Genomic DNA, 23348 nt, shown 5'->3' with positions numbered 1-23348 from the left:
ATATCGGATAAATCCTAATCAAACGCAAATAAATAGTAAAAAAAGAGTAAAGATTAAGAATGCAGACGGTAGCCGATTCCCCATACGGTATCAATATATTCCTCCTGCGTTACTGCTTTTATCTTTTTCCGGATATTGCTGATATGTACATCCAGTGTCTTTGTCTCTCCCATATAGTGTTCATCCCACGCATATTCAAAAATCTCTTCTTTGCTGAAGACCTGTTTCGGATGCTCCAGTAAAAGCTCCAGAATTGCAAATTCCTGCTTTGTAATTTTGGGAAGCAGCACTCCGGCAATCCGGACTTCAAAGCGCTCACGGTCCAGTTCCAGGTTTTTATATGACACGCTTTTATGTTCCGGCTCCTGCTGCATATGGCGGAGCTGAACCTGAATCCGGGCAAGCACCTCCTGTATCTCAAACGGTTTTGTAATGTAATCATCTGCCCCACTGGTAAGAAGCCCGATTTTTTCATCCAATCCGTCTTTGGCTGTCAGGACAATAACCGGCGTATTGCCCTGTTTCCGAATCTGGGCAAGCACCTCTTCTCCTGAAATTCCCGGAAGCATCAGATCCAATAGAATCAAAGAAAAGCCCGCCTTATCCATCTGGAACAGCATCCTCGCTTCCGTCCCGGAAAAAGCCTGTACCGTCTCATACCCTGCTTTCTGTAATGCCGTATATAAAAGATTATTGATATCCGTATCGTCTTCTACAATCAGAATTCTGTTTTTCTGCTCCATTTTTCTCATCCTTCCATTTTCCGATTTAAACAATATTATATTGCACTTTTATAACTATGTCCAAAATTCTTTTGATATTATCCTTCCACCTCGTCTACATATGCTATATATAGTTCTAATTCTTTTGACATATGCTATATCTTGTGTTAATATAATCTTGTATTTAAGTTTTTGTGCTGTCCCGTCATGGGAGTCTGGACCATTCATCCAGAAGCATATGCAGTTTAAGTTTGGAAAATCGTGTCATTATACTGCCGTTTTATACGGTGCTATAATGGCACTTTTTTTATTTTAATCTATTTTAACGCCCAAAGAGGCAGAAAGGAGAATTTTTATGTCAGCAATTTTAACAATTTTAGGGAGGGCCACAAGAGATCCTGAGATGCAGCAAGGAAAAAATTCCGGTACGGAATATGTTTCTCTGGACATTGCAGTTTCACAGCGAGGCCAGGATGGAAAGGAAGAAACCATTTACTATCAGTGCTATTTTAACAAGTTCCTTGCAGAACGCTTAGCAAAAGCAGGCGTAAAGAAAGGAACCGGGCTGATGATCTATGGTGATCTGGAGCTTCATCCGTTCATTTATCAGAAAGGAAAGAATGCGGGGCAGGCAAATGCCGGTCCGAGGATCAATGTCAAGGACTGGCACTTTGTACCATCCAACCGTTCTGACAGCAATACCGGACATCCGGGTGCAAACCAGAACAGCCAGCCGAATGGTGGTGCGGCAACGCCCGGTGCAGCCGGCAATGGCAGCTACCCAATGCAGGGAAATCCCAATGGCAGCTACCAGAATCAGGCAATGCCTGGCGGCTATCCACAGCAGGGAATGGCTCCTGCTAACGGTGCCTACACGCCTCCTGCAAATGGCGGACAGTATCAGGCTCCGCCAAACGGAACCGGTCAGCCACAGAGCAGCTACCCGCCGCAGGGCAGTTATACCGGAATGCCAAATTACGGAGGTATGCCGGGCAGTCAGCCAACTGACGGCTTTCAAAATGTGCCGGAACAGATGGCATCCCAGTTGCCCTATTAACTCTCAAGGAACCCTATGTTGAGGAATTGCATTTATCATCTTTGTGATGATGCAGTTCCTCTTTTTCATGTCCGGAAGCGGCGATTTCCCATCCAGCTTCCGGGCTTGTCTAAGAATCATGAATCAGAAAGGAATCAGCTCATGAAAAAATCAAATCGAAAAAAATTCTTACAGTTTGTCGTGCTTGTACTGTTTCTTGCAGCACTTTTCGTACCACAGGATGCCAACCGGCTTCTGATTGCAGGCATTGCCCTGATCGGTATCGGAGTCACGCTGTTCAGTTATCTTCTCCCGCTTTTCACGGAACGCCTGAAAAACAGGGAGCATAAGCTACGAAAACGCCCAGAAAGAACTCGTCATCTGGAAGGAACACCTGATCTGGAAACCATTCTCTGGAGACAGATCAAATTCCAGATTACCGGAAAGCTCAAGGAAGCCTTCCCGGATGCCACATGGGATTTTGTGAAAGAACCACCGCTCTCCCAGATACTGGATGGGGAACCATTACGGATTCGCACACGGAATACCGGAAGTTATAATTTTGCGGAAATTCTCATGGATGCCCGTGGCAGTCTGACGCTTCAGATGATGACCATTGAATCCTTACATAAAAAGGAACCGTCAGAAGGAAATCCGGATTCCAGACCAGCCGTTAATCCCAAATCATGGTATTCCCTGATTGGGAAACCGCTACTGATGGAATTGGTCGGTGACTTACAGGCAAGGGGCTATGAAAAGCTGTTTATCAACGAGCAGGGAGATGTCTATATTCTGAACGGCACTGAACCGGAAGTCCGGGGAAAGCTGGAACATTTCCCGCCCAAAGATTACTGGGGCGAATTGACGGAGATTTTTACTGAAGATGAATTGACCACAGAAGAGACCGAGCAGGCACTGGAACTGTCCTGGATCTCATAAGAAGGAGGAACGAATCATGGCAAATAACATCGTAGCAACCTGGGGGTTCAAACGCAAACTCCCGGAACCATTTGAGGATTATACGGACCATGCAATCTTTGATGACATTGCATCCAAATACTGTACTCAGCCACGGAAAAAATCCACGCTTCATGCAGCTACCCTGCGGGCAGTCCTTGCTTATCTGGAGCTGGAAAACCCGGTTGGCAGTACCCCGCCGGAAAAGCTTGGGGCGGTCGGTACCCAATCCAACAATTTTGTTGTGGCGGAATATCCGAGCAAAACCGGTGATCTTCAGGTGGTTGTCTACAACCAGCTAAACGGAAAGTTTTACGGAGGCTGCTATACTCCTCCGCCGGATGTGGAAAGCACACCGGAAAAATACGAATTTAAAGACTCCAAACAGTCCGGTGCGGCTCTGCTGTTCGCACTGATGCCGGTTTTTCTGGCAGATGAAGAGTGTAATGAAAAGTATCAGGAATTAAAAGCGCACCGGGACAACGGTTATCCCGATCTGGACGCCGCTGCGGAAACAGCAGCCGTTCTCTGCGACAACATTTACCGGAGAACCCGCTATGCATCAGGTCTCCCGACCGGTGGTGTTAAGATTGACCTTCCGGCAAACGGCGTATTGTCGCTGATCAAACCGTTAAATATCCAGAAGGGGGTCTATGCACCAACCGAAGTGCTCCATGGAGACTTTCAGGTGTTACGTCCAGGAAGTGGATTTAAGAAAGCACAGGCAGCCATTTCCAGAGATGATTTTGTTGGGAAATTTATCCTGACCGCATCCCGAAGGCTGTCTCCGGAAGAGGAGGTATCTGTTCCGACATTGGCAGAGTGGTACATCATCCCTCCGGAAATCAAACGGATCTGCGAACACGCAAAACTGACAACGGATACCACACAGCCGATGCGGAATTTTCTTTTACGGGGACCGGCAGGTACCGGAAAGACCGAAGGAGCCAAAGCCATTGCTTCCGCACTTCACCTTCCTTACCGCTGCATTACCTGTTCCGCAAATACAGAGGTATTCGACCTTTTAGGTCAGATTCTTCCTGATGTGGACGGAAAACGCACCCGGCTTCAGCGGCAGTACCCGTCTTTTCAGGAAATCCAGTTAGATCCCTCCGGTGCCTATCAGAAGCTGACCGGAAACTATGATGAAGAAATTTCTGCCGAGGACACCTACCAGAAGCTGATCGATACGATTTTTGATGAAATGCACAGCTATTATAAGGAACACACCTCCGGACAGAACTTCCAGTATGTGGATACGCCTCTAGTCGAAGCCATCCGCTATGGGTATATTCTTGAGATACAGGAGCCTACGGTCATTGCTAATCCCGGTGTACTGGTTGGACTTAACTCCCTTTTAGACCGCTGTAACAGCGTATATCTTCCAAACGGAGAAACCATCCACCGTCATCCGGATACGACCATCGTAATCACCACAAACAATGACTATGCAGGCTGTAAACAGATGAACCAGTCTGTCATTTCCCGAATGAACCTTGTGATTGATCTGGATGAACCGGATGAGGATACACAGGTAGAACGTGCCATGGCTGTTACCGGATGCAAGGATGCAAAAACGGTACGTCTGATGACACGCATTGTCAAATCCATGGCTGTCTACTGCCGGGAAAATCTCATTACAGATGGCTGCTGTGGCATGAGGGAGCTGATTTCCTGGGTGCAGTCCTACATGGTCTGCGGGGATATCCGGGAAGCGGCCCGTTACACGGTGCTTGCCTCTGCCTCTGCCGATGCTGAGAACCGTACGGAAGTGGAAGAAAGCTGTCTGGATACTGTGCTTGCTGCGTAGGACACGCCTATGAGAAAAGCAGCACTCACAGAAGCCCAGATCCGAAAGCATCTGGCAGATAATCTGTCTTATCTCCGGCAAGCCAAAACACCGAAGTTATCACAAAAGGCAGTTGCCAGAATCTTAAATCTTCCCCCGAAAACCATTATGAATTATGAAAATGCAAACTCCTCCCCGATGGCTTATGCCGTCCTTCGCCTTGCTGTGTATTACGGCTGCACGATGGAGGAACTGCTGACAAAAAATCTAAGAAAAGAAAGGAAGAATATCACGTGAATCACAGCCAAAGAAATTTAAAGAAACTAATCCGGGCAAAAGAGGATTCCATTGCGGATGAGGAGTTATTCCTCTCCGCTGCCTATCAGAAGTACCAGACCTCCCTTGCCAGAGCCGTTACCGGACGTTACCGGTATGGACTGCAGGTACTGCTGGACTGGGACATTTCCGAACAGGCAGGCGTTGCATATACCGACAATTATAAGGTACATCTCAACGCAGCGAACCCGATCACCCAGTCTTTCCCCACCCGTTTCTTACGTTCCCAGAGCCTGACAGGGCTCACCGGGCATGAAGTGGGGCACTTACTCTATTCTGATTTCACAGCCCACGCTGTTCATCTGAGGAGTCTGGAAAACGGTTCCTTCTATCCGAAGGAGCCGGAGCTATCCCTTCCAGCTTATCAGACAGCACTGGAGGAGATCAAAGAAGTGTTAGAAGGAAAGGACAAAGCCGGATGCCTGACACTGGCACGATGCGCCGCAACTTTTCAAAACATTCTGGAAGACATCCATATTGAAGACCGTATGTGTGAGGAATTCCACGGCACCTTCCGACAGGGGATTGAACTCAATAACCTGCGTATGTCCGAACAGATTCCTTCCATACAGGAACAAATTGACAAAGAATACCAGCCATTTTCCATCATTGCCAACCTGATCCTTTCCTATTGCCGGACCGGAAACATCAACAATCCCACCGGCTATCAGGGGGATTATCTGGATACCATTTCCGATTGTACCGATCTTCTGGATACGGCAATGGAATCGGAAAAAGGCACTGACCGGATGCTGGTTTCCAATGCGCTCTTAGCCCTGACCTGGAACTATATCCAGCCGCTCATCGAAAAAACACGGGAGGAATTGGAAATGCATGGCGAGGATTCCGCTGCCGATGCTCTGGAAGATCTTCTAGGGGATGAAGTCAGCAGCGGCGCTCCTCTTCCGACCGGAAAAAGCGGTGCCATTCCAAAGAATATCAAACCAGCTTCCCCAAAAGGAAGCGGGAATGATGAGGGCAATGCTCCTTCCGGTCCACGTACCAAAGAGGATGCTATAGAGGAAGCCAAACAGGTGCTTTCGGAAGAAGGCGGGCGCATCGCTCTTACAAAGACCAATACCATTCTGGATGAAAACAACCCCGGCGTCACTTATGTCAGTCAGTATCAGGGCAGCGGCTATGAGCATGCTGCAGAGGATCTGTTCCGGATCTTGAACGATGTGGCTGCAGAAAAGGTGCAGGAAGACTGTCAGACGGAACTGACCGAGGAACTGCAGAAAACAGCCAATGATATTCATTACGGCAATGCCCATGCAGGCATCCATGTTACCATCCATCGCCTGACCAGTGTTTCCGATTACCTGAAGAATGAATACCAGACAGTTGCTCCCCCGCTCCTGCGGGCTTCCAAAAAGCTGCAAAGCACCATCCTGCCGCTTTTGAAAGAAGAACAGCAAGGCGGAAAGCAGAAGAATCTCCTGTTTGGAAAACGTCTGGACTCCCATGCTCTCTATAAGACAGACGGAACCATCTTTACCAGAACCAGACTTCCAGGAGAGGAAAAACGTCTGGCTGTTGCCCTCCTGATTGACGAGAGTGGTTCGATGGGTTGGGGCGACCGGATGACACATGCAAGAAAGACTGCCATTGTCCTTTATGATTTCTGTAAAAGCCTCGGTATCCCTATCACCATTTACGGGCATTCCACGGATGCAGGCGGCGTTGCTCTTTACTCCTATGCAGAATTTGATTCTGTGGACAATGAGGACTGTTACCGGCTGATGGATATGTGCGACCGCAACGGGAACCGGGACGGCGCAGCTCTCCGCTTCGTAGCAGAGCATTTGTGCACACGCCCGGAGCTTCAGAAGCTGCTGATCCTGATTTCTGACGGTCAGCCAGCCGATTACGGCTACAGCGGAACGGAAGCAGAGGCAGATCTGCGGGGCATCAAGAAAGAATACGAAAAACGGGATGTCATCCTGTTTGCGGCTGCCATTGGTGACGATAAGGAAAATATCCGCAGGATTTACAAGGACGGATTCCTGGATATCACGAAACTGGAAGAGCTTCCAAAGAATATGGCACAGCTTGTCAAACAGCATCTCAAATAAAGGAAGGTGAATACTCATGAATGAAACTTATCAAAACCGGATTACCGACCAGATCTGCAAGATCCAGAATGACCGGGCACTCATTGCCTTTTATGACCGGCTCCGCTACGCACCACTCGGCAACTATGCACAGCTACATGCCAAAGGGGAATATCAGGAAAACGGGCATAAAGTACATTCTTTAATCTGCATCACCATTCAGGATTATTCCAACGGTACCGGAGACCGGAATATCATCACCCGTTTCAACCTGGCACCGGAACAGATCCAGTTCCTCTTAACCCGGATCACTTCCGGTTTTCAGGAATTTGAATGGAGCCAGAGCAAGATCTACGGCAATCCCGATCAGAACGGTTATTCCACAGCCCAGATGTTTTATATCTCCAGACATCCCTATGATTCCAAAGGGCAGCCTATGAAAAGCCCATGGAAAATCCAGATTGTAAATGGGAAAGGCATCAAAGCACAGAATAAGAACGGTGGTTCCTACATGCAGCCACGCAGCTTCCAGTCCGAAAAGACGACAGCCATCCAGCTTACCGACATGGATCTGTTCACGCTTCTGAAGCGGACGGATTCCTATATTTCCAACTGGGAAACGGTGATTGCTGCATCACTGATCAATAACGGAAAACGGATGCTGGCAGACCAGCAGAACAGTCAAATGCAACAGACAGCACAGGCTCCGCCTTACGCTGCCTAAATTTTCAGAAGAGAAGCGGTACTTTACTGCTTCTCCTCTTTTTAAGAAAGGAGACTTTAGTTATGAATATTGCACTCATCCGGACCATGGACTCTCAGGGGCGTATCGTCATCCCTGCAGAAATCCGGAAACAAATGAAGCTCTCAGACGGAGATGCACTGGAACTGGAAAATGTGGGAATGGAGCTGCTTTTACGCAAATGCCCTACCCACTTAAACGGAAAAGAGGAAATGGCTTCCTATCTTTCCGTCCTCTACAGTGTCATCCACTGTGGTATCGCAATTTGCAGTGAGGCTCACATACTCGTATCTGCGGGCATCTATCTTCCGGAAGGCACTCCCGTTACAGAAGAACTCGCCGAATTGGTTGCGGACGGCCAGGAACTGATCTCTGCTGAGAACTGCCCTGTCTACCCGGTATCCAACACCCGTCAACCGGTTTGTGCTTTTTTCCCGATTTTAAGGGAAGACAGAGAGCCGCTGGCACTTCTTCTCTGTTCCAGAACCGGACAGCATTTATCCGAGATGGAATTGGGATGCGCTAAACTGGTCGCTGCCGTAATTGCAAACAAAATTAAGTAAGGAAAGGAGCGTGAAATCAATGAAGAATACAAATATAACCTTACACACCACCCAAAAGAAAGAATATGTCCTCACCGGAATCCTGTCCCTGCCCCTCCATCTGGGAGAACGGGCGTGGATCTATAGTTATAACCAGACCTTTGCTACCAGTCCGGTGCAGAGTATTCTGGAAGTATCCGAAAACGGTGTGGTATTTGAGACCTGCAACAGTATTTACCGTCTCAGCTACACCCGTGTTCCGATGGAGCTGGAGGCGATGTGTGCTTGACAAGAATGGAAGAACTGGAGAGCTGTCTTTCGGGGCTCCTCTCCACCTTAAAGAAGAACCGGGAACATGTGCCTCTGGAAGTGCTGAAGACACAGTATAAGCAGCCGTATGAAGAACTGGTCAGAAACATCAACCTGACCGCTTCTGCCTATGCAAAATCTGTGCTGCTCCACCGGCTGGTCCTGAATCCGGATGCAGATGTGGAGGAACAATGTACCGTCATCAACCAGATGATACAAACTTCCGGGATGCTGAAGAAAATCAGCTCCTGCATGTCCAAAACCTATGATGTAGGACAGATATATCCTCTGATACTGGAACTACGCCATATGGTCGAACAGGCACTCTGGCCCTATGTGAATCAGGCAACTTGTCTGGTCGCAGATCTGGATGATATAGAAAAAGAACCGACAATTTACAATTTTTTGACACATGAAGTTTATGAAAATGATACCTGGATTCACCGAGAAATCGACCTGCGCTGGAAACTACTGGTACATCTTACTCCCGAACAAAGAGAATCCGTACCACCAGCCAATCATAGTATGAATGGAGGAATTTACCATGAAAGAACAACCATCTAATCCTTGCGAGAAAGTCTCATTTATTTTGACCTATGACCAGCTTGAAGCTGCTTATAACATCTACCGGGAACAATTTATTTCCTGCGACTTCATCCGCCGCTCCATGGAACGTCTGGAGGAAAGAATCGGACTCTGCAACCTTCCATATGAAACGCTGCGTGATGATCCAAGCCTTCTTCATGAAGCATACCTGCAGTTTCTCCGACTGGAAGACTGCAATGTGGCTTATAACGACACGCTGGAGCAGGTAATTGATGCAATCGAACAATGGCTTGCCTCTGGCACCTTATCCCCTGTAAACCTTACGGTTTCCAACCAGAATATGGGTGAAACTTTTGGAACGGAGGTGGATGTGTAATGGCAAATATCTGCTGTGATGATGTGATCTTTTATACAGAAGGAAATCCGGAAGGACTATATGACTTGTGGGAGGACCTGGAAACCTACATCATTCTGAACCAGAATCCTGATTTATGCTGGATTGGCAATTTATTTTCCCACAAGAAAATAGATTCCACCGGAATATCTCTTCGTGGAAATGTCAGCTACATGGAATGGAATGATACGTATATTCTACTTTCTTTAGAGACAGCATGGACTCCACTTTATGAAGCATATCAGGCGATAGCCGCTGCATATCATGTTCCCTTTGTGATGCAAAGCATAGAACCTGGAGAACGAATTTATTATAACACGGATGAAGCACACCTATTTTTCCCTGACCGATATTGTGTCCGCTTATATGAAGAAAGCCTATTGACTCCATGTGGCTTAATAATCGGAGAAAAGCTGGAAGACGGTGAACCATTTGAAACGGAAACAGACGTATTAGAACGATTCAGAGATTGCGGATATCCAGCAGCTACACTAAAAGAGTTGGAGCTCATGTTCGATGCGGATGAACTTATTATTTTTGAATTTACAAATCCATATTTGGATCTGGAGCAGAAAAATGCTTGTGCATGAAACTTCTCCCCTCCACACCAAAGACGATTATCATCAGATTTAAAGGAGGAACACCATGACTGATTTGGAACTGGATGTCTGGGATGCATGGCTCAGGGAACGTCAGGAACATCTGGAAGAAACCCTGTCCAATATCTCACCATCGGAAGAACCCTGCAGATATTACCTGCTAACCGGATATATTCAGGGAATGCTAGAAGCTCTTACCATGCTTACGACTGTTGAGGATGGGAAACGCTTCAAGATCAAACTGGAGCAATTTCGCCAGAATCTGCTCCTCTCTGGAGATTACGATGCTACCGGTAACTATAAACAGGCAGTGAAGAAAACTGCTGTTTAAATACTTCGAGCCGCCCAATCGGACGGCTCTTTTTATGCCCGAAAACGGTAGCCTACACCACGTATCGTTTCTATGTAGTGCGGTTCTTCCGGATTTTCTTCTATTTTCTTTCTCAGATTCTTGACTAACCCATAGACACGGTTATCCACTTCTGACTCCACATCCTCATAAATATGCTGGTAAATCTGTTCTTTTGTAAATACCCGATTGGGGGATAAGGCCAGATAAAAAAGCAGGTCATATTCATGTCTGGTAAGTTCCACAACCTTACCATCTTTGATTACGCTCCGCTGAAGCTGGTCTATTTCCAAACCTTGGAATGTCAACTTTTCAGAATTTGTAATCTCCATAACTTCTAACGTACTTTCGCAGGCTAGAACTGATTTAATTTTATTCAGGATTCCCTCTTCGGAATCAGAAATGGTAAGAATCATCACTTTCCCATAACATCACCTGCTTTTCTTAGCATTTAGCTTTCACTCCTCATTAACAATGTTTATCGATTGGTTACATAGATATATGCATCTTCCAAAGTTACGTCACAAGCTATACATCCACTTTCTGACGGCATATTCTCCCCTAACAGTCTTAATCTAATTCCTTCCTCCGTATACTGCTTACTGGAAATATGATATTTGCGATAAACGGCATCATACAAAGCAGGAAAAACGGGATACAAATCGCCAGATTCGGTGTATGCATCTTAACTGTCACCAGCATAGTCAACGCAGCACAAAACATTGTCACGATATACCCGCCCACAAGTATCAGCAAATAATATTCTCCATATGTCATAACATAAATACTGTATGGATCATCAATCTGATACGGCGTGAAAAATCCGCTTGTTCCCATTACTGCAAATGAGATAAGAGACAATACCCCCACTCCGATCCATATAGAGACTTGTGTGTTGCTACAACGAAAAACTATGTAGAAATCCTTAATTTTAGGCACTTTTTCAAGCATATCGTGTTTACAAGTGAGGGTGATAAAATCCGAAATAAAGAGATTAAAAACTATATCAATGTTTCAGTAGTAGTTGATATAGAGTGTGGGAACACAACAAATTAAATATTAAATTTGAGGGGTACTTGTAAAAGAGTATCCCTTTTCAATGTAGGGCGTTCAGAAAAGAGCGTCTATTTTTTTACCCAAAATGAAAGGAGCATTAAGAATTATGAAAAAGATATTCAAGCGATTATGTACGGGCTTCTTAGCCTTTGCGACTATCGTTACCGCCTTGCCGAGTACCATTGTTCATGCCGAAAGCAAGCAATACTGGACACAATCTGATGAGCGTGTCGGTATCGTTGAAAAAGTAATGAATGACGGTTCTATCGGTTCAACCTTTAACGAGGGACATTTGACCGTTGAGGGTGAGGACGCTTATTGTATTGACATTATCTTAAAATTTTGTATAATAGGAATTGAAGTTAAATTAGATGCTAAAAATTTGTAATTAAGAAGGAGGGATTCGTCATGTTGGTATTCCAAATGCGTAATGTAGATAAAACATCTACTGTTTTGAAACAGACTAAAAACAGTGATTACGCAGATAAATAAATACGTTAGATTAATTCCTACCAGTGACTAATCTTATGACTTTTTAAACAGATAACTAAAATTACAAACAAATCGTTTAACTTCTGTATTTATTTATAGATGTAATCACTTCAGGAGTGATTACATGAACAAAAATATAAAATATTCTCAAAACTTTTTAACGAGTGAAAAAGTACTCAACCAAATAATAAAACAATTGAATTTAAAAGAAACCGATACCGTTTACGAAATTGGAACAGGTAAAGGGCATTTAACGACGAAACTGGCTAAAATAAGTAAACAGGTAACGTCTATTGAATTAGACAGTCATCTATTCAACTTATCGTCAGAAAAATTAAAACTGAACATTCGTGTCACTTTAATTCACCAAGATATTCTACAGTTTCAATTCCCTAACAAACAGAGGTATAAAATTGTTGGGAATATTCCTTACCATTTAAGCACACAAATTATTAAAAAAGTGGTTTTTGAAAGCCATGCGTCTGACATCTATCTGATTGTTGAAGAAGGATTCTACAAGCGTACCTTGGATATTCACCGAACACTAGGGTTGCTCTTGCACACTCAAGTCTCGATTCAGCAATTGCTTAAGCTGCCAGCGGAATGCTTTCATCCTAAACCAAAAGTAAACAGTGTCTTAATAAAACTTACCCGCCATACCACAGATGTTCCAGATAAATATTGGAAGCTATATACGTACTTTGTTTCAAAATGGGTCAATCGAGAATATCGTCAACTGTTTACTAAAAATCAGTTTCATCAAGCAATGAAACACGCCAAAGTAAACAATTTAAGTACCGTTACTTATGAGCAAGTATTGTCTATTTTTAATAGTTATCTATTATTTAACGGGAGGAAATAATTCTATGAGTCGCTTTTGTAAATTTGGAAAGTTACACGTTACTAAAGGGAATGTAGATAAATTATTAGGTATACTACTGACAGCTTCCAAGGAGCTAAAGCGCTCGGGACCCCATTAAGTATTTTTAAAAGCATGGTCGCAAGTTTCACTAGCAGCCATGCTTTTATTGAATCATTGTAGGACATTTTAAAGATAATTGCCCACTTTAAAATTAAACATGTGCTTAGAATCGTTCTAGGCAACACCAATAACAATCACTAATCACAAGTGATTTGTGATTAATCACTTGTGATTTACAAGGTGTAACGATATAATTAAATGGAAAACGTGCAAAATATTTACATAAACAGGAGGGAGAAACTTGGAACTAGCATTTAGAGAAAGCTTAAAAAAGATGAGAGGTACCAAATCAAAAGAAAAATTCTCCCAAGAATTAGAAATGAGTAGATCAAATTATTCATTGATTGAATCAGGAAAATCAGATCCGACATTAAAAACATTGGAACGAATTGCAGAATTGACAAACTCAACCTTAGTTATTGACTTAATTCCTAATGAATTAGAACAAGTAGAGTTGCAAATAGAAGAAGAGAAGCAATGATTGTCGTTAATATATTTAACGAAATTGTTGCTTATTTTTTTTAAAAGCGGTATACTAGATATAACGAAACAACGAACTGAATAAAGAATACAAAAAAAGAGCCACGACCAACTTATTTTCCGCCAAGAAAATAAGTTGCGAGCCTTAATTGATTACCACCAATCAATTAAAGAAGTCGAGACCCGAAATTTGGTAAAGTATTTAATTACTTTATTAATCAGATACTTAAATATCTGTAAACCCATTATATCGGGTTTTTGAGGGAATTTCAAGTCTTTAAGAAGATACCAGGCAATCAATTAAGAAAAACTTAGTTGATTGCCTTTTTTGTTGTGATTCAACTTTGATCGTAGCTTCTAACTAATTAATTTTCGTAAGAAAGGAGAACAGCTGAATGAATATCCCTTTTGTTGTAGAAACTGTGCTTCATGACGGCTTGTTAAAGTACAAATTTAAAAATAGTAAAATTCGCTCAATCACTACCAAGCCAGGTAAAAGCAAAGGGGCTATTTTTGCGTATCGCTCAAAAAAAAGCATGATTGGCGGACGTGGCGTTGTTCTGACTTCCGAAGAAGCGATTCACGAAAATCAAGATACATTTACGCATTGGACACCAAACGTTTATCGTTATGGTACGTATGCAGACGAAAACCGTTCATACACGAAAGGACATTCTGAAAACAATTTAAGACAAATCAATACCTTCTTTATTGATTTTGATATTCACACGGCAAAAGAAACTATTTCAGCAAGCGATATTTTAACAACAGCTATTGATTTAGGTTTTATGCCTACGTTAATTATCAAATCTGATAAAGGTTATCAAGCATATTTTGTTTTAGAAACGCCAGTTTATGTGACTTCAAAATCAGAATTTAAATCTGTCAAAGCAGCCAAAATAATCTCGCAAAATATCCGAGAATATTTTGGAAAGTCTTTGCCAGTTGATCTAACGTGCAATCATTTTGGGATTGCTCGTATACCAAGAACGGACAATGTAGAATTTTTTGATCCCAATTACCGTTATTCTTTCAAAGAATGGCAAGATTGGTCTTTCAAACAAACAGATAATAAGGGCTTTACTCGTTCAAGTCTAACGGTTTTAAGCGGTACAGAAGGCAAAAAACAAGTAGATGAAGCGTGTGCTTGATTTAGGATGCGGCTATGGATGGCACTGTATATATGCGATGGAAAACGGTGCTTCCTCTGTAGTAGGTGTTGATATTTCTCATAAAATGCTCGAAGTAGCAAAAGGAAAAACCCATTTTCCACAGATTGAATATGAATGCTGTGCCATAGAAGATGTGGATTTCCCAGAGGAGAGCTTTGATGTAATACTAAGTTCGCTTGCGTTTCATTATGTAGCAGACTATGAGAATTTAATAAAAAAGATATATAGGATGCTGAAGGCTGGTGGCAATTTAGTTTTTACAGTTGAACATCCTGTTTTTACTGCTCATGGAACACAAGACTGGTATTATAACGAAAAAGGAGAAATACTGCATTTCCCGGTGGACAATTATTATTATGAGGGCAAACGGACAGCTATGTTTTTGGAAGAAAAGGTTACAAAATATCATAGAACACTGACCACATATCTAAATACACTGCTTTCAAATAGTTTTATAATAAATCAGATTGTGGAGCCACAGCCGCCAGAGAACATGATGGATATTCCGGGGATGGCGGATGAAATGCGACGCCCAATGATGCTGATTGTATCGGCAAAAAAGAAGATGTAATAATATAGAAAAAATAAACGAGGAGTATGTAAATGAGATCAGAAAAAGAAATGATGGATTTAGTACTTTCTTTAGCAGAACAGGATGAACGTATTCGAATTGTGACCCTTGAGGGGTCACGCGCAAATATTAATATACCTAAAGATGAATTTCAGGATTATGATATTACATATTTTGTAAGTGATATAGAACCGTTTATATCTAATGATGACTGGCTTAATCAATTTGGGAATATAATAATGATGCAAAAGCCGGAGGATATGGAATTATTCCCACCTGAAGAAAAGGGATTTTCCTATCTTATGCTATTTGATGATTACAATAAAATTGATCTTACCTTATTGCCCTTGGAAGAGTTAGATAATTACCTAAAGGGCGATAAATTAATAAAGGTTCTAATTGATAAAGATTGTAGAATTAAAAGGGACATAGTTCCGACTGATATAGATTATCATGTAAGAAAGCCAAGCGCAAGGGAGTATGATGATTGCTGCAATGAATTTTGGAATGTAACACCTTATGTTATTAAAGGATTGTGCCGTAAGGAAATTTTATTTGCTATTGATCATTTTAATCAGATTGTTCGCCATGAGCTGCTGAGAATGATATCATGGAAGGTCGGCATCGAAACAGGCTTTAAATTAAGTGTAGGCAAGAACTATAAGTTTATTGAAAGGTATATATCCGAGGATTTGTGGGAGAAACTTTTGTCCACCTACCGGATGGATTCCTATGAAAACATATGGGAAGCATTATTTCTATGCCATCAATTGTTCAGGGCGGTATCCGGTGAGGTGGCGGAAAGGCTTCATTATGCCTATCCGGAGTATGATAGGAATATAACAAAATATACCAGGGACATGTATAAAAAATACACTGGTAAAACCGGCTGCCTGGATAGCACATATGCCGCTGATATAGAAGAGAGGCGGGAACAGTGATTACAGAAATGAAAGCAGGGCACCTGAAAGATATCGATAAACCCAGCGAACCATTTGAGGTGATAGGTAAGATTATACCGAGGTATGAAAACGAGAATTGGACCTTTACAGAATTACTCTATGAAGCGCCATATTTAAAAAGCTACCAAGACGAAGAGGATGAAGAGGATGAGGAGGCAGATTGCCTTGAATATATTGACAATACTGATAAGATAATATATCTTTACTACCAAGACGATAAATGCGTCGGAAAAGTTAAACTGCGAAAAAATTGGAACCGGTACGCTTATATAGAAGATATCGCCGTATGTAAGGATTTCAGGGGGCAAGGCATAGGCAGCGCGCTTATCAATATATCTATAGAATGGGCAAAGCATAAAAACTTGCATGGACTAATGCTTGAAACCCAGGACAATAACCTTATAGCTTGTAAATTCTATCATAATTGTGGTTTCAAAATCGGCTCCGTCGATACTATGTTATACGCCAACTTTGAAAACAACTTTGAAAAAGCTGTTTTCTGGTATTTAAGGTTTTAGAATGCAAGGAACAGTGAATTGGAGTTCGTCTTGTTATAATTAGCTTCTTGGGGTATCTTTAAATACTGTAGAAAAGAGGAAGGAAATAATAAATGGCTAAAATGAGAATATCACCGGAATTGAAAAAACTGATCGAAAAATACCGCTGCGTAAAAGATACGGAAGGAATGTCTCCTGCTAAGGTATATAAGCTGGTGGGAGAAAATGAAAACCTATATTTAAAAATGACGGACAGCCGGTATAAAGGGACCACCTATGATGTGGAACGGGAAAAGGACATGATGCTATGGCTGGAAGGAAAGCTGCCTGTTCCAAAGGTCCTGCACTTTGAACGGCATGATGGCTGGAGCAATCTGCTCATGAGTGAGGCCGATGGCGTCCTTTGCTCGGAAGAGTATGAAGATGAACAAAGCCCTGAAAAGATTATCGAGCTGTATGCGGAGTGCATCAGGCTCTTTCACTCCATCGACATATCGGATTGTCCCTATACGAATAGCTTAGACAGCCGCTTAGCCGAATTGGATTACTTACTGAATAACGATCTGGCCGATGTGGATTGCGAAAACTGGGAAGAAGACACTCCATTTAAAGATCCGCGCGAGCTGTATGATTTTTTAAAGACGGAAAAGCCCGAAGAGGAACTTGTCTTTTCCCACGGCGACCTGGGAGACAGCAACATCTTTGTGAAAGATGGCAAAGTAAGTGGCTTTATTGATCTTGGGAGAAGCGGCAGGGCGGACAAGTGGTATGACATTGCCTTCTGCGTCCGGTCGATCAGGGAGGATATCGGGGAAGAACAGTATGTCGAGCTATTTTTTGACTTACTGGGGATCAAGCCTGATTGGGAGAAAATAAAATATTATATTTTACTGGATGAATTGTTTTAGTACCTAGATTTAGATGTCTAAAAAGCTTTAACTACAAGCTTTTTAGACATCTAATCTTTTCTGAAGTACATCCGCAACTGTCCATACTCTGATGTTTTATATCTTTTCTAAAAGTTCGCTAGATAGAGTTCTATATTAGAGATGTAAAGAGTTTTGGTGAAGAGGTTTGTGAGTATGGCTTTTATAACCAGGGTGCAATGAGAAGCACTAACAGCAGCTAGCTTAAGAACGCATAGGATATACTTTTTATGGAAGTCACAGAGGAGGAATAAAATTTGAACAGGATTAACAGAGTAACCTCTATTCTTATTCAGCTGCAATCAAAAAAAATAATTCCTGCCAAAGAAATTGCACAGCGATTTAATATAAGCTTAAGGACAGTTTACAGAGATATCCGGACACTTGAAGAAGCCGGAATACCAATTGGATCTGAGGCCGGAAAAGGATATTTTCTTGTAGAGGGCTTCCTACTTCCGCCGGTAATGTTTACAGCGGCGGAAGTGGGTGCATTGATTACAGCAGGGAAATTTTTAAATTGCCATGGAGATGAATCATTTATAAAGGATTTTGATTCAGCTATGTATAAAATCAAATCTATTTTGAAGCATGGTGAAAAAAACTATGCACAGGAGTTGGAGAACAGTATTAACGTGTACAGCACATCTGGACAGAAAAATACATTGGCGGATAACGTTATTGCAGCAATTCAGACTGCAATCTGCAATAAAAGGGTAATATCAATTCAATATCCTGCATCAGGAGGGCAAGAACCGGAAAGCAGAATGATAGAGCCTATATCACTGGGGTTTTATGAACAGAACTGGTACTTAATCGGTTTTGCAGGCTAAGAAATGAATATAGGAATTTTCGTGTGGATCGGATTAAAAGCATTTGCATAGAAGAAGAGCTCTGTCAAAGCCATGATGGCTCTTTGGAACAAATATTAAAACAAATGCTTTCATATAAAAAACTATATAATGTAATTCTTAGAGCTGAAAAAGGGGAGACATACAATTCTATCAAGAACAGGTATTCTCTCGGCTTCCTTGAAGAAACCGATTTGGGAAGTAAAATGGAAATCGAATTCCAGACAGATTCCTTTGAGATATTGAGCAAGCAGCTGATTGAATATGGATCAGGCATTGAAATAGTCCAACCTGATGAATTAAAATGCATAACCCGTAAACACCTGGCACAAATTACGAATCACTGCCTAAACTTGATTTAGAGAAAGCGATTGGTCTGTTATGTATTTTTTGTAAGGTTTCATATCCCCTGCTGACATACAGCTGTCAGTGTATTATGATATTCTAGTATGATTGCGGAAGCCTTGGGAATGACAAAAGGAGCATTATATAAACATTATAAAAATAAGCAAGATATTTTTGACTGTATCGTAGAACGTATGTATCAAATTGATAATAAGCGAGCTAAGGAATATCAAGTACCAGAAAGCACAATAGTGGTAACCCCTAATGCATACAGAAATACAACTATTGAAAGTCTAACAACATTTACTTTTGCACAATACGATTTTTGGGTGACTGATGAATTTGCGTCTAATTTTCGCAAAATGTTAATACTAGAGCAATATAGAAATTTAAAAATGAATATGCTTTATCAAAAATGTCTTGTAAATGGTCCTATCAGTTATATAGAAGATATATTTAATGAAATGATTAAAAAAGGTGTTCATATGACGCTTTATACGATTACCGACTGGATGGGGCTTGTACCAATTGTTGTATGTCTGATTTTTGCAGGAATTGGACTGGTTCAGTTAATTAAGAGAAGAAGTCTTTTTAAGGTGGATTCAGATATCATCATTTTGGGTGTATATTATGGTATCGTGATACTGGCATATTCAATTTTTGAAATTATCCCAATTAATTACAGACCAATCTTAATTGAAGGAGTGATGGAGGCTTCTTATCCATCTTCTACTACTTTATTGATATTGTGTGTGATGCCTACTTTAATCGAACAGATTCAGCGTAGACTGACCTGTGTTACAACTAAACGAATTATTACGATTACAGTAATTGCTTTTTCAGTATTTATGGTTATCGGAAGATTGATTTCAGGAGTACACTGGTTCACGGATATTGTAGGTGGAGTAATTTTAAGTATGGGATTGTTTACTATTTATAAAGCAGTAGTTATGCTATCGACAAAGAATCAATAGAATAAGCAAGGGAGGTGCAGGTTTTGGAATTCCATGAAAAACTTCAGGAATTAAGAAAGAGCCGGGGATTGACACAAGAAGAACTGGCAGAGGCATTGTTTGTTTCCAGAACTGCTATTTCAAAATGGGAATCAAGAAGAGGATATCCAAGCATAGATTCATTGAAAGAAATATCAAGATATTTTGCAGTGTCTATTGATGATCTGTTATCAGGAGAACAGTTGATTACAATTGCAGAAAAAGAAAATAGATCCAATCTCAATACTATATGCGACTTATTATTGGGGTTTGTTGACTTATTTTCTTTGATGCTTATTTTTCTACCGCTGTATCCAAAACCGGTCAATGGATATATCTATGCAGTAAATCTCTTTGATTATGTAGATAATGATGTTTTGATTATTACAATCTATTGGGCATTGTTTATCGGCTTAACAATCGTTGGAATTGTAAAAATACTAATGGTCTATTTCAAATTAGAAAAGGGCAAAAGGGTAGTTAATTCATTGTCCGTTGGATTCAGTGTTTTTGCTGTTTTGTTTTTGGCGATGGTGAGAGAACCATATGCAATAGTAGTTGCATTTTTGCTATTACTTGCCAAAGGTGGGTTACTTTATAAACAAACCAAGGCAGGTTGATAAAGTAGTGTTTCTATAAATTCTAGTTGAACAAAATCGCTGCGCGATGGCCTGCCAAGGCTTTGGCGCAGTTTTATTTTTATTAAAAAAGCAGTGGAATTACTTTCCATAATCCGTTATTGTTAAGTTACCACACGAAACAACTGAACTAAGAAAGCTCCACTGCCTATGATAAGAATAACATTTTCCAGTCTCTTCCGCAATCGGAATTATGACGCTAATGCACCTCCGAATAGGTAGATGTAATTATTAACACTACTTATTCTGGAGGTTTTATTATGTATAAAGATATTTTTGAATCTATCCGCAATGAAGCGGAAAAACGTAACCTGCGTGAAAGAACTATTCAACTGTATTGCTCGGATGTCAGTTACTTCCTTCGTTGGATTGGAAAAAATGTTTCTGATCTTACACTTGAAGATGCGGAAAGTTTTCTTACTGCCAAACGTCTGGAAGGAAGGTCTCCTGAAACTCACAATCACTATCGGTCTGCAATAAAGTTCTTATATAAAAAGGTGCTGAAGACTGTCTGGGATGATGACACTGTCCCGGCTATGAAAAGAGAGCGCAATCTTCCTGCCGTTCTGTCCTGCGATGAAATAAATGCAATCATTGACGCCACCCCGAATCTGAAGCATAAAGCGATTATTGCAACTATGTATTCTTCCGGATTACGTGTATCGGAGGTCGTTCATCTCCATTATGATGACATTTCCCGTACCAACATGACAATTCATGTTCGTGAAACCAAAGGCAGAATTGACAGGTATACGATTCTGTCTCAAAAAAATTTAGACCTTCTCACTGAGTATTGGTACAAATGTGGTCGCCCTAAAGATATCCTTTTCCCAAGTTCCTGGACCGGTGGATATCTTGATATAGCCAGTGTTAACCAGTTCTTTAAGAAAAGTGCTAAACTCGCCGGCATTACCCGTCATGTTTCCTCTCATGCATGTCGTCATAGTTTTGCCAGCCACCTATTCGAAAGTGGCACAGATATAAAATATATCCAGTCACTTCTTGGACATGTTGATCCTCGCTCTACAGATGTTTACCTTCATGTGAGCAACAAGACACTTCTTGGGATCCGCAGCCCGTTCGACAACCCGGAAGGTGGTGAATCATGAGTAAGGATTGTACGATTCAGGATGTTTTTCATCGTTTTTATTCATCATTTGAATCCACACATGATATTTCTCCCGCTCAGCGAAAGGCCGCTTACCACATCATGAATTGCAAAAAATATATTTCCAAGCTGAAAGATATGGATGCACCTGCCATTATCCGTCTTCTTTATAATAAAGATATATGCAATAAAAAGTCTCAATACTGCTTTTTCGTTTGCACCACCTTCGATTCTTTTCTTAACGATTTGTAAAAGTCAATAAATCCAAAGATAAATTTGTATTTGAAAGGAGTTTTGAAGAATGAAAAAATATGAGTATGTAGAAATTAACTATAATGCGAAAGGAGTTGTATTCCTTTGTACTGATAAACACAAAGAAATTATTGACAGTTACGCAAAAACGGGGTATCACTACGCAGGATTTGTACCCACAGAAATTGACGCAAAAGGCTGTATGCGAAAGATAGATTTAATTTTTGAAAAAGAAGATTAACTTATTTTAGGGAGTTGGTTCTAATGATAGGACTTAAAAAACGAGATATTAAAAAGCATTGAAAGCTGGTGCAAAAGCTGGCGGTTTATCGTATGCTGATGTACGAGCTGATATTGAAGCGACGATTGACGAAGCAATGAACAATACAGTTCCAATGGTCTATGATACGAAAAACATTAAAAGATATGTGATGAATTTATTAGATATGGCTCATTAAAAAGTACCAAAGAAATAAAAGTTACCATATAGACAAAATTGTTTTTTTATATCTTTTGATTTCTTATAAGATAATGGCATTGTGCGACAAGCTATACAAAAAAATTTCATGTATACTTTGATTATAAATTATACAAGGAGGTACTGATATGTACGCATATGAAAATATTGAAATGTCATTAAACTATATTGAACAACATTTAAGTGAGAAAATCGAAACAGAGAAACTGGCGGAAATTGCCTGTCTTTCTACATTTTATTACCAACGTTTGTTTAAAAGATTAGTTAAGAGATCAGTTCAAGAATATATCAAACTTCGTCGTTTAGCAATGGTAATAGCAGAATTGAATAATTCGGAGGAAAGAATATTAGACATAGCTTTAAAATATGGATTTTCAGACCATGCTAATTTCACAAGAGCATTTAAAGAAGTTTACCATATAACTCCAGATGAATACAGAAAGAATGTTCCTATGTTAAATACATTTGACAAGGTTATATGGCAATGCGTAACGGCTACGAAGAAAGGAAAAAAATTCTGTAAGCATAGCAAAGGCATTCCAGAAACAGCTATTGAAGAAGCGTTTGTAGAAAGTTATCGTTTATTGTGTGATGATAATAAAGATGTTCTGGAAGAATTTTTGCAGAGAATGGACGATACGCTTAGTAGTAGTGTGGTGTCAAAACAACTTGCAAAAGCAGAAAAAGAGATAGGCGCATTAGAGAAGAAAAAAAGTAAACTTGTGGATATGCGTCTGGAAGAAATTATTGATAAGGAAACCTACGAAAGTAAATATGCTGATTTAGTAAGCAAACAAGAACAGCTTGTTGAAGAAAGAAAAAAATTACAAGAAACTTCTGATAATGAAAAAGACATAAAAAAACGTCTGAAAGAGTTTAAGAAAACTTTGGAACAGAATGAAGTTCTTGATAAATTCGACCGCTATGTGTTTGAAAGCATTGTTGAAAAAGTAATTGTAGGTGGACTTGATGAAAATGGAAATGTTGACCCTGCACAATTGACATTTGTTTATAAAACGGGCTTGAAGAATAACGTGGATGGTGCTAAATTTAAACCACAAAGAAAAAATGCAAGAGGACGACATAGAACTGAAGAATTGTGTTCACATGATAGCAACGAGGTTGATAAAATGTGTTCCGATAGTAGTAACGACACAATAGGTAACCGTTGACA

General features: G+C 41.0%; 29 protein-coding genes and 4 pseudogenes. 30 read left to right on the top strand and 3 right to left on the bottom strand.

Annotation, left to right across the window (positions count from 1 at the left end; translation table 11 throughout):
• Positions 1-53 precede the first annotated feature (53 nt).
• The gene (locus ETP43_RS02465; protein WP_005333481.1) at positions 54-752 is read right to left on the bottom strand and encodes a response regulator transcription factor; all 699 of its coding nucleotides are present in this window, start codon (positions 750-752) and stop codon (positions 54-56) included.
• Between the two features lie 325 nt (positions 753-1077).
• Here ETP43_RS02465 and ETP43_RS02455 point away from each other — a divergent pair, with 325 nt between their 5' ends.
• The 12 genes from ETP43_RS02455 (at position 1078) to ETP43_RS02400 (ending at position 10357) form a co-directional block, all read left to right on the top strand.
• A complete protein-coding gene (locus tag ETP43_RS02455) occupies positions 1078-1779 on the top strand; it encodes a single-stranded DNA-binding protein (RefSeq protein ID WP_005333477.1) in 702 nt (233 codons plus the stop codon).
• 141 nt (positions 1780-1920) lie between these two features.
• Positions 1921-2697: a hypothetical protein gene (locus ETP43_RS02450; protein ID WP_022415111.1), complete on the top strand. Its 777-nt coding sequence runs from the start codon at positions 1921-1923 to the stop codon at positions 2695-2697.
• Positions 2698-2713: 16 nt separating this feature from the next.
• A complete protein-coding gene (locus tag ETP43_RS02445) occupies positions 2714-4525 on the top strand; it encodes an AAA family ATPase (RefSeq protein ID WP_005333473.1) in 1812 nt (603 codons plus the stop codon).
• 9 nt (positions 4526-4534) lie between these two features.
• Positions 4535-4801 carry a helix-turn-helix domain-containing protein gene (locus ETP43_RS02440; protein WP_005333471.1) on the top strand — a complete coding sequence of 89 codons (267 nt, stop codon included), beginning with the start codon at positions 4535-4537 and terminating at the stop codon, positions 4799-4801.
• Complete coding sequence (locus tag ETP43_RS02435) at positions 4798-6915, top strand: vWA domain-containing protein (RefSeq protein ID WP_129256953.1); 2118 nt, start codon at positions 4798-4800, stop codon at positions 6913-6915. Before ETP43_RS02440 ends, ETP43_RS02435 begins: the two co-directional genes overlap by 4 nt.
• A 16-nt stretch (positions 6916-6931) precedes the next feature.
• Complete coding sequence (locus ETP43_RS02430) at positions 6932-7618, top strand: hypothetical protein (RefSeq protein ID WP_005333468.1); 687 nt, start codon at positions 6932-6934, stop codon at positions 7616-7618.
• A 62-nt stretch (positions 7619-7680) separates the two neighbouring features.
• Positions 7681-8199, top strand: a complete 519-nt coding sequence (locus ETP43_RS02425) for an AbrB/MazE/SpoVT family DNA-binding domain-containing protein (protein WP_005333466.1) — start codon at positions 7681-7683, stop codon at positions 8197-8199.
• A gap of 19 nt (positions 8200-8218) precedes the next feature.
• A complete protein-coding gene (locus tag ETP43_RS02420) occupies positions 8219-8467 on the top strand; it encodes a hypothetical protein (protein WP_005333464.1) in 249 nt (82 codons plus the stop codon).
• Positions 8468-8472: 5 nt separating this feature from the next.
• The gene (locus tag ETP43_RS02415) at positions 8473-9051 is read left to right on the top strand and encodes a hypothetical protein (protein ID WP_005333462.1); all 579 of its coding nucleotides are present in this window, start codon (positions 8473-8475) and stop codon (positions 9049-9051) included.
• Positions 9032-9409: a hypothetical protein gene (locus ETP43_RS02410; RefSeq protein ID WP_005333460.1), complete on the top strand. Its 378-nt coding sequence runs from the start codon at positions 9032-9034 to the stop codon at positions 9407-9409. The genes ETP43_RS02415 and ETP43_RS02410 overlap by 20 nt, the downstream gene beginning before the upstream one ends.
• Positions 9409-10017, top strand: coding sequence for a hypothetical protein (locus tag ETP43_RS02405; protein WP_005333458.1), 609 nt, complete (start codon positions 9409-9411; stop codon positions 10015-10017). Before ETP43_RS02410 ends, ETP43_RS02405 begins: the two co-directional genes overlap by 1 nt.
• Before the next feature lie 55 nt (positions 10018-10072).
• Complete coding sequence (locus tag ETP43_RS02400) at positions 10073-10357, top strand: hypothetical protein (protein ID WP_005333456.1); 285 nt, start codon at positions 10073-10075, stop codon at positions 10355-10357.
• A gap of 32 nt (positions 10358-10389) precedes the next feature.
• Here the strand turns inward: ETP43_RS02400 and ETP43_RS02395 are convergent, their stop codons facing one another.
• Positions 10390-10668 carry a winged helix-turn-helix domain-containing protein gene (locus ETP43_RS02395; protein WP_242858386.1) on the bottom strand — a complete coding sequence of 93 codons (279 nt, stop codon included), beginning with the start codon at positions 10666-10668 and terminating at the stop codon, positions 10390-10392.
• A gap of 277 nt (positions 10669-10945) precedes the next feature.
• Complete coding sequence (locus ETP43_RS02385; RefSeq protein WP_243114162.1) at positions 10946-11236, bottom strand: hypothetical protein; 291 nt, start codon at positions 11234-11236, stop codon at positions 10946-10948.
• A gap of 301 nt (positions 11237-11537) precedes the next feature.
• Here ETP43_RS02385 and ETP43_RS02380 point away from each other — a divergent pair.
• The 18 genes and pseudogenes from ETP43_RS02380 to ETP43_RS02280 all read left to right on the top strand — a co-directional run.
• Positions 11538-11774: pseudogene (locus tag ETP43_RS02380) on the top strand (hypothetical protein); the annotation flags it as partial.
• A 65-nt stretch (positions 11775-11839) separates the two neighbouring features.
• Positions 11840-11923, top strand: a complete 84-nt coding sequence (locus ETP43_RS02375) for a 23S rRNA methyltransferase attenuation leader peptide (RefSeq protein WP_001814874.1) — start codon at positions 11840-11842, stop codon at positions 11921-11923.
• Positions 11924-12047: 124 nt separating this feature from the next.
• Positions 12048-12785 carry a 23S rRNA (adenine(2058)-N(6))-methyltransferase Erm(B) gene (gene erm(B) / locus ETP43_RS02370; RefSeq protein ID WP_001038790.1) on the top strand — a complete coding sequence of 246 codons (738 nt, stop codon included), beginning with the start codon at positions 12048-12050 and terminating at the stop codon, positions 12783-12785.
• A gap of 361 nt (positions 12786-13146) precedes the next feature.
• Positions 13147-13386, top strand: coding sequence for a helix-turn-helix transcriptional regulator (locus ETP43_RS02360; protein ID WP_002380754.1), 240 nt, complete (start codon positions 13147-13149; stop codon positions 13384-13386).
• Positions 13387-13780: 394 nt separating this feature from the next.
• Positions 13781-14536 carry a hypothetical protein gene (locus tag ETP43_RS02355; protein ID WP_044822754.1) on the top strand — a complete coding sequence of 252 codons (756 nt, stop codon included), beginning with the start codon at positions 13781-13783 and terminating at the stop codon, positions 14534-14536.
• Positions 14523-15128, top strand: a pseudogene (locus ETP43_RS02350) (class I SAM-dependent methyltransferase); the annotation flags it as partial. The gene ETP43_RS02355 and the pseudogene ETP43_RS02350, both read left to right, overlap by 14 nt.
• A 32-nt stretch (positions 15129-15160) precedes the next feature.
• A complete protein-coding gene (locus ETP43_RS02345) occupies positions 15161-16069 on the top strand; it encodes an aminoglycoside nucleotidyltransferase ANT(6)-Ia (RefSeq protein ID WP_001255866.1) in 909 nt (302 codons plus the stop codon).
• The gene (sat4, locus tag ETP43_RS02340; protein ID WP_000627290.1) at positions 16066-16608 is read left to right on the top strand and encodes a streptothricin N-acetyltransferase Sat4; all 543 of its coding nucleotides are present in this window, start codon (positions 16066-16068) and stop codon (positions 16606-16608) included. The genes ETP43_RS02345 and sat4 overlap by 4 nt, the downstream gene beginning before the upstream one ends.
• Positions 16609-16700: 92 nt before the next feature.
• The gene (gene aph(3')-IIIa, locus ETP43_RS02335; RefSeq protein ID WP_001096887.1) at positions 16701-17495 is read left to right on the top strand and encodes an aminoglycoside O-phosphotransferase APH(3')-IIIa; all 795 of its coding nucleotides are present in this window, start codon (positions 16701-16703) and stop codon (positions 17493-17495) included.
• 275 nt (positions 17496-17770) lie between these two features.
• Entirely contained in the window at positions 17771-18343 is a 573-nt protein-coding gene (locus tag ETP43_RS18880) for a helix-turn-helix transcriptional regulator (protein ID WP_001079938.1), read from the top strand.
• A 23-nt stretch (positions 18344-18366) separates the two neighbouring features.
• Positions 18367-18723 (top strand): WYL domain-containing protein, encoded by a 357-nt coding sequence (locus ETP43_RS18875; protein WP_000374054.1) that lies wholly within the window; start codon positions 18367-18369, stop codon positions 18721-18723.
• An 87-nt stretch (positions 18724-18810) separates the two neighbouring features.
• Positions 18811-19680, top strand: coding sequence for a phosphatase PAP2 family protein (locus ETP43_RS02310; RefSeq protein ID WP_243114161.1), 870 nt, complete (start codon positions 18811-18813; stop codon positions 19678-19680).
• A 23-nt stretch (positions 19681-19703) separates the two neighbouring features.
• On the top strand, positions 19704-20318 hold the full coding sequence (locus ETP43_RS02305; protein ID WP_044822749.1) for a helix-turn-helix domain-containing protein: 615 nt from the start codon (positions 19704-19706) through the stop codon (positions 20316-20318).
• Positions 20319-20596: 278 nt separating this feature from the next.
• Positions 20597-21445 carry a tyrosine-type recombinase/integrase gene (locus ETP43_RS02300; protein WP_117699197.1) on the top strand — a complete coding sequence of 283 codons (849 nt, stop codon included), beginning with the start codon at positions 20597-20599 and terminating at the stop codon, positions 21443-21445.
• Positions 21442-21558 (top strand): annotated as a pseudogene (locus tag ETP43_RS18870) (IS91 family transposase); the annotation flags it as partial. The gene ETP43_RS02300 and the pseudogene ETP43_RS18870, both read left to right, overlap by 4 nt.
• A 187-nt stretch (positions 21559-21745) precedes the next feature.
• Positions 21746-21937, top strand: a complete 192-nt coding sequence (locus ETP43_RS02290) for a DUF4177 domain-containing protein (RefSeq protein WP_003434344.1) — start codon at positions 21746-21748, stop codon at positions 21935-21937.
• Positions 21938-21960: 23 nt separating this feature from the next.
• Positions 21961-22154: pseudogene (locus tag ETP43_RS02285) on the top strand (hypothetical protein).
• Positions 22155-22302: 148 nt separating this feature from the next.
• Entirely contained in the window at positions 22303-23346 is a 1044-nt protein-coding gene (locus tag ETP43_RS02280; protein ID WP_129256952.1) for a helix-turn-helix domain-containing protein, read from the top strand.
• Positions 23347-23348 lie beyond the last annotated feature (2 nt).

Source organism: Blautia faecicola, from assembly GCF_004123145.1.
Taxonomy (GTDB): Bacteria; Bacillota; Clostridia; order Lachnospirales; family Lachnospiraceae; genus Oliverpabstia; species Oliverpabstia faecicola.
This window is presented reverse-complemented; position numbering and strand designations above follow the sequence as displayed.

Excerpts from the sequence above, each read along its gene's own strand:
- ETP43_RS02400 (WP_005333456.1), top strand. The coding sequence starts at position 10,073 with ATGACTGATTTGGAACTGGATGTCTGGGATGCATGGCTCAGGGAACGT.
- ETP43_RS02355 (WP_044822754.1), top strand. The coding sequence starts at position 13,781 with ATGAATATCCCTTTTGTTGTAGAAACTGTGCTTCATGACGGCTTGTTA.
- ETP43_RS02450 (WP_022415111.1), top strand. The coding sequence starts at position 1,921 with ATGAAAAAATCAAATCGAAAAAAATTCTTACAGTTTGTCGTGCTTGTA.
- ETP43_RS02405 (WP_005333458.1), top strand. The coding sequence starts at position 9,409 with ATGGCAAATATCTGCTGTGATGATGTGATCTTTTATACAGAAGGAAAT.
- ETP43_RS02290 (WP_003434344.1), top strand. The coding sequence starts at position 21,746 with ATGAAAAAATATGAGTATGTAGAAATTAACTATAATGCGAAAGGAGTT.
- ETP43_RS02280 (WP_129256952.1), top strand. The coding sequence starts at position 22,303 with ATGTACGCATATGAAAATATTGAAATGTCATTAAACTATATTGAACAA.
- ETP43_RS02455 (WP_005333477.1), top strand. The coding sequence starts at position 1,078 with ATGTCAGCAATTTTAACAATTTTAGGGAGGGCCACAAGAGATCCTGAG.
- ETP43_RS02425 (WP_005333466.1), top strand. The coding sequence starts at position 7,681 with ATGAATATTGCACTCATCCGGACCATGGACTCTCAGGGGCGTATCGTC.
- ETP43_RS02375 (WP_001814874.1), top strand. The coding sequence starts at position 11,840 with ATGTTGGTATTCCAAATGCGTAATGTAGATAAAACATCTACTGTTTTG.
- ETP43_RS02440 (WP_005333471.1), top strand. The coding sequence starts at position 4,535 with ATGAGAAAAGCAGCACTCACAGAAGCCCAGATCCGAAAGCATCTGGCA.
- ETP43_RS02445 (WP_005333473.1), top strand. The coding sequence starts at position 2,714 with ATGGCAAATAACATCGTAGCAACCTGGGGGTTCAAACGCAAACTCCCG.
- ETP43_RS02300 (WP_117699197.1), top strand. The coding sequence starts at position 20,597 with ATGTATAAAGATATTTTTGAATCTATCCGCAATGAAGCGGAAAAACGT.
- ETP43_RS02345 (WP_001255866.1), top strand. The coding sequence starts at position 15,161 with ATGAGATCAGAAAAAGAAATGATGGATTTAGTACTTTCTTTAGCAGAA.
- ETP43_RS02430 (WP_005333468.1), top strand. The coding sequence starts at position 6,932 with ATGAATGAAACTTATCAAAACCGGATTACCGACCAGATCTGCAAGATC.
- ETP43_RS02465 (WP_005333481.1), bottom strand. The coding sequence starts at position 752 with ATGAGAAAAATGGAGCAGAAAAACAGAATTCTGATTGTAGAAGACGAT.
- ETP43_RS02420 (WP_005333464.1), top strand. The coding sequence starts at position 8,219 with ATGAAGAATACAAATATAACCTTACACACCACCCAAAAGAAAGAATAT.
- ETP43_RS02415 (WP_005333462.1), top strand. The coding sequence starts at position 8,473 with ATGGAAGAACTGGAGAGCTGTCTTTCGGGGCTCCTCTCCACCTTAAAG.
- ETP43_RS02410 (WP_005333460.1), top strand. The coding sequence starts at position 9,032 with ATGAAAGAACAACCATCTAATCCTTGCGAGAAAGTCTCATTTATTTTG.
- ETP43_RS02310 (WP_243114161.1), top strand. The coding sequence starts at position 18,811 with ATGATTGCGGAAGCCTTGGGAATGACAAAAGGAGCATTATATAAACAT.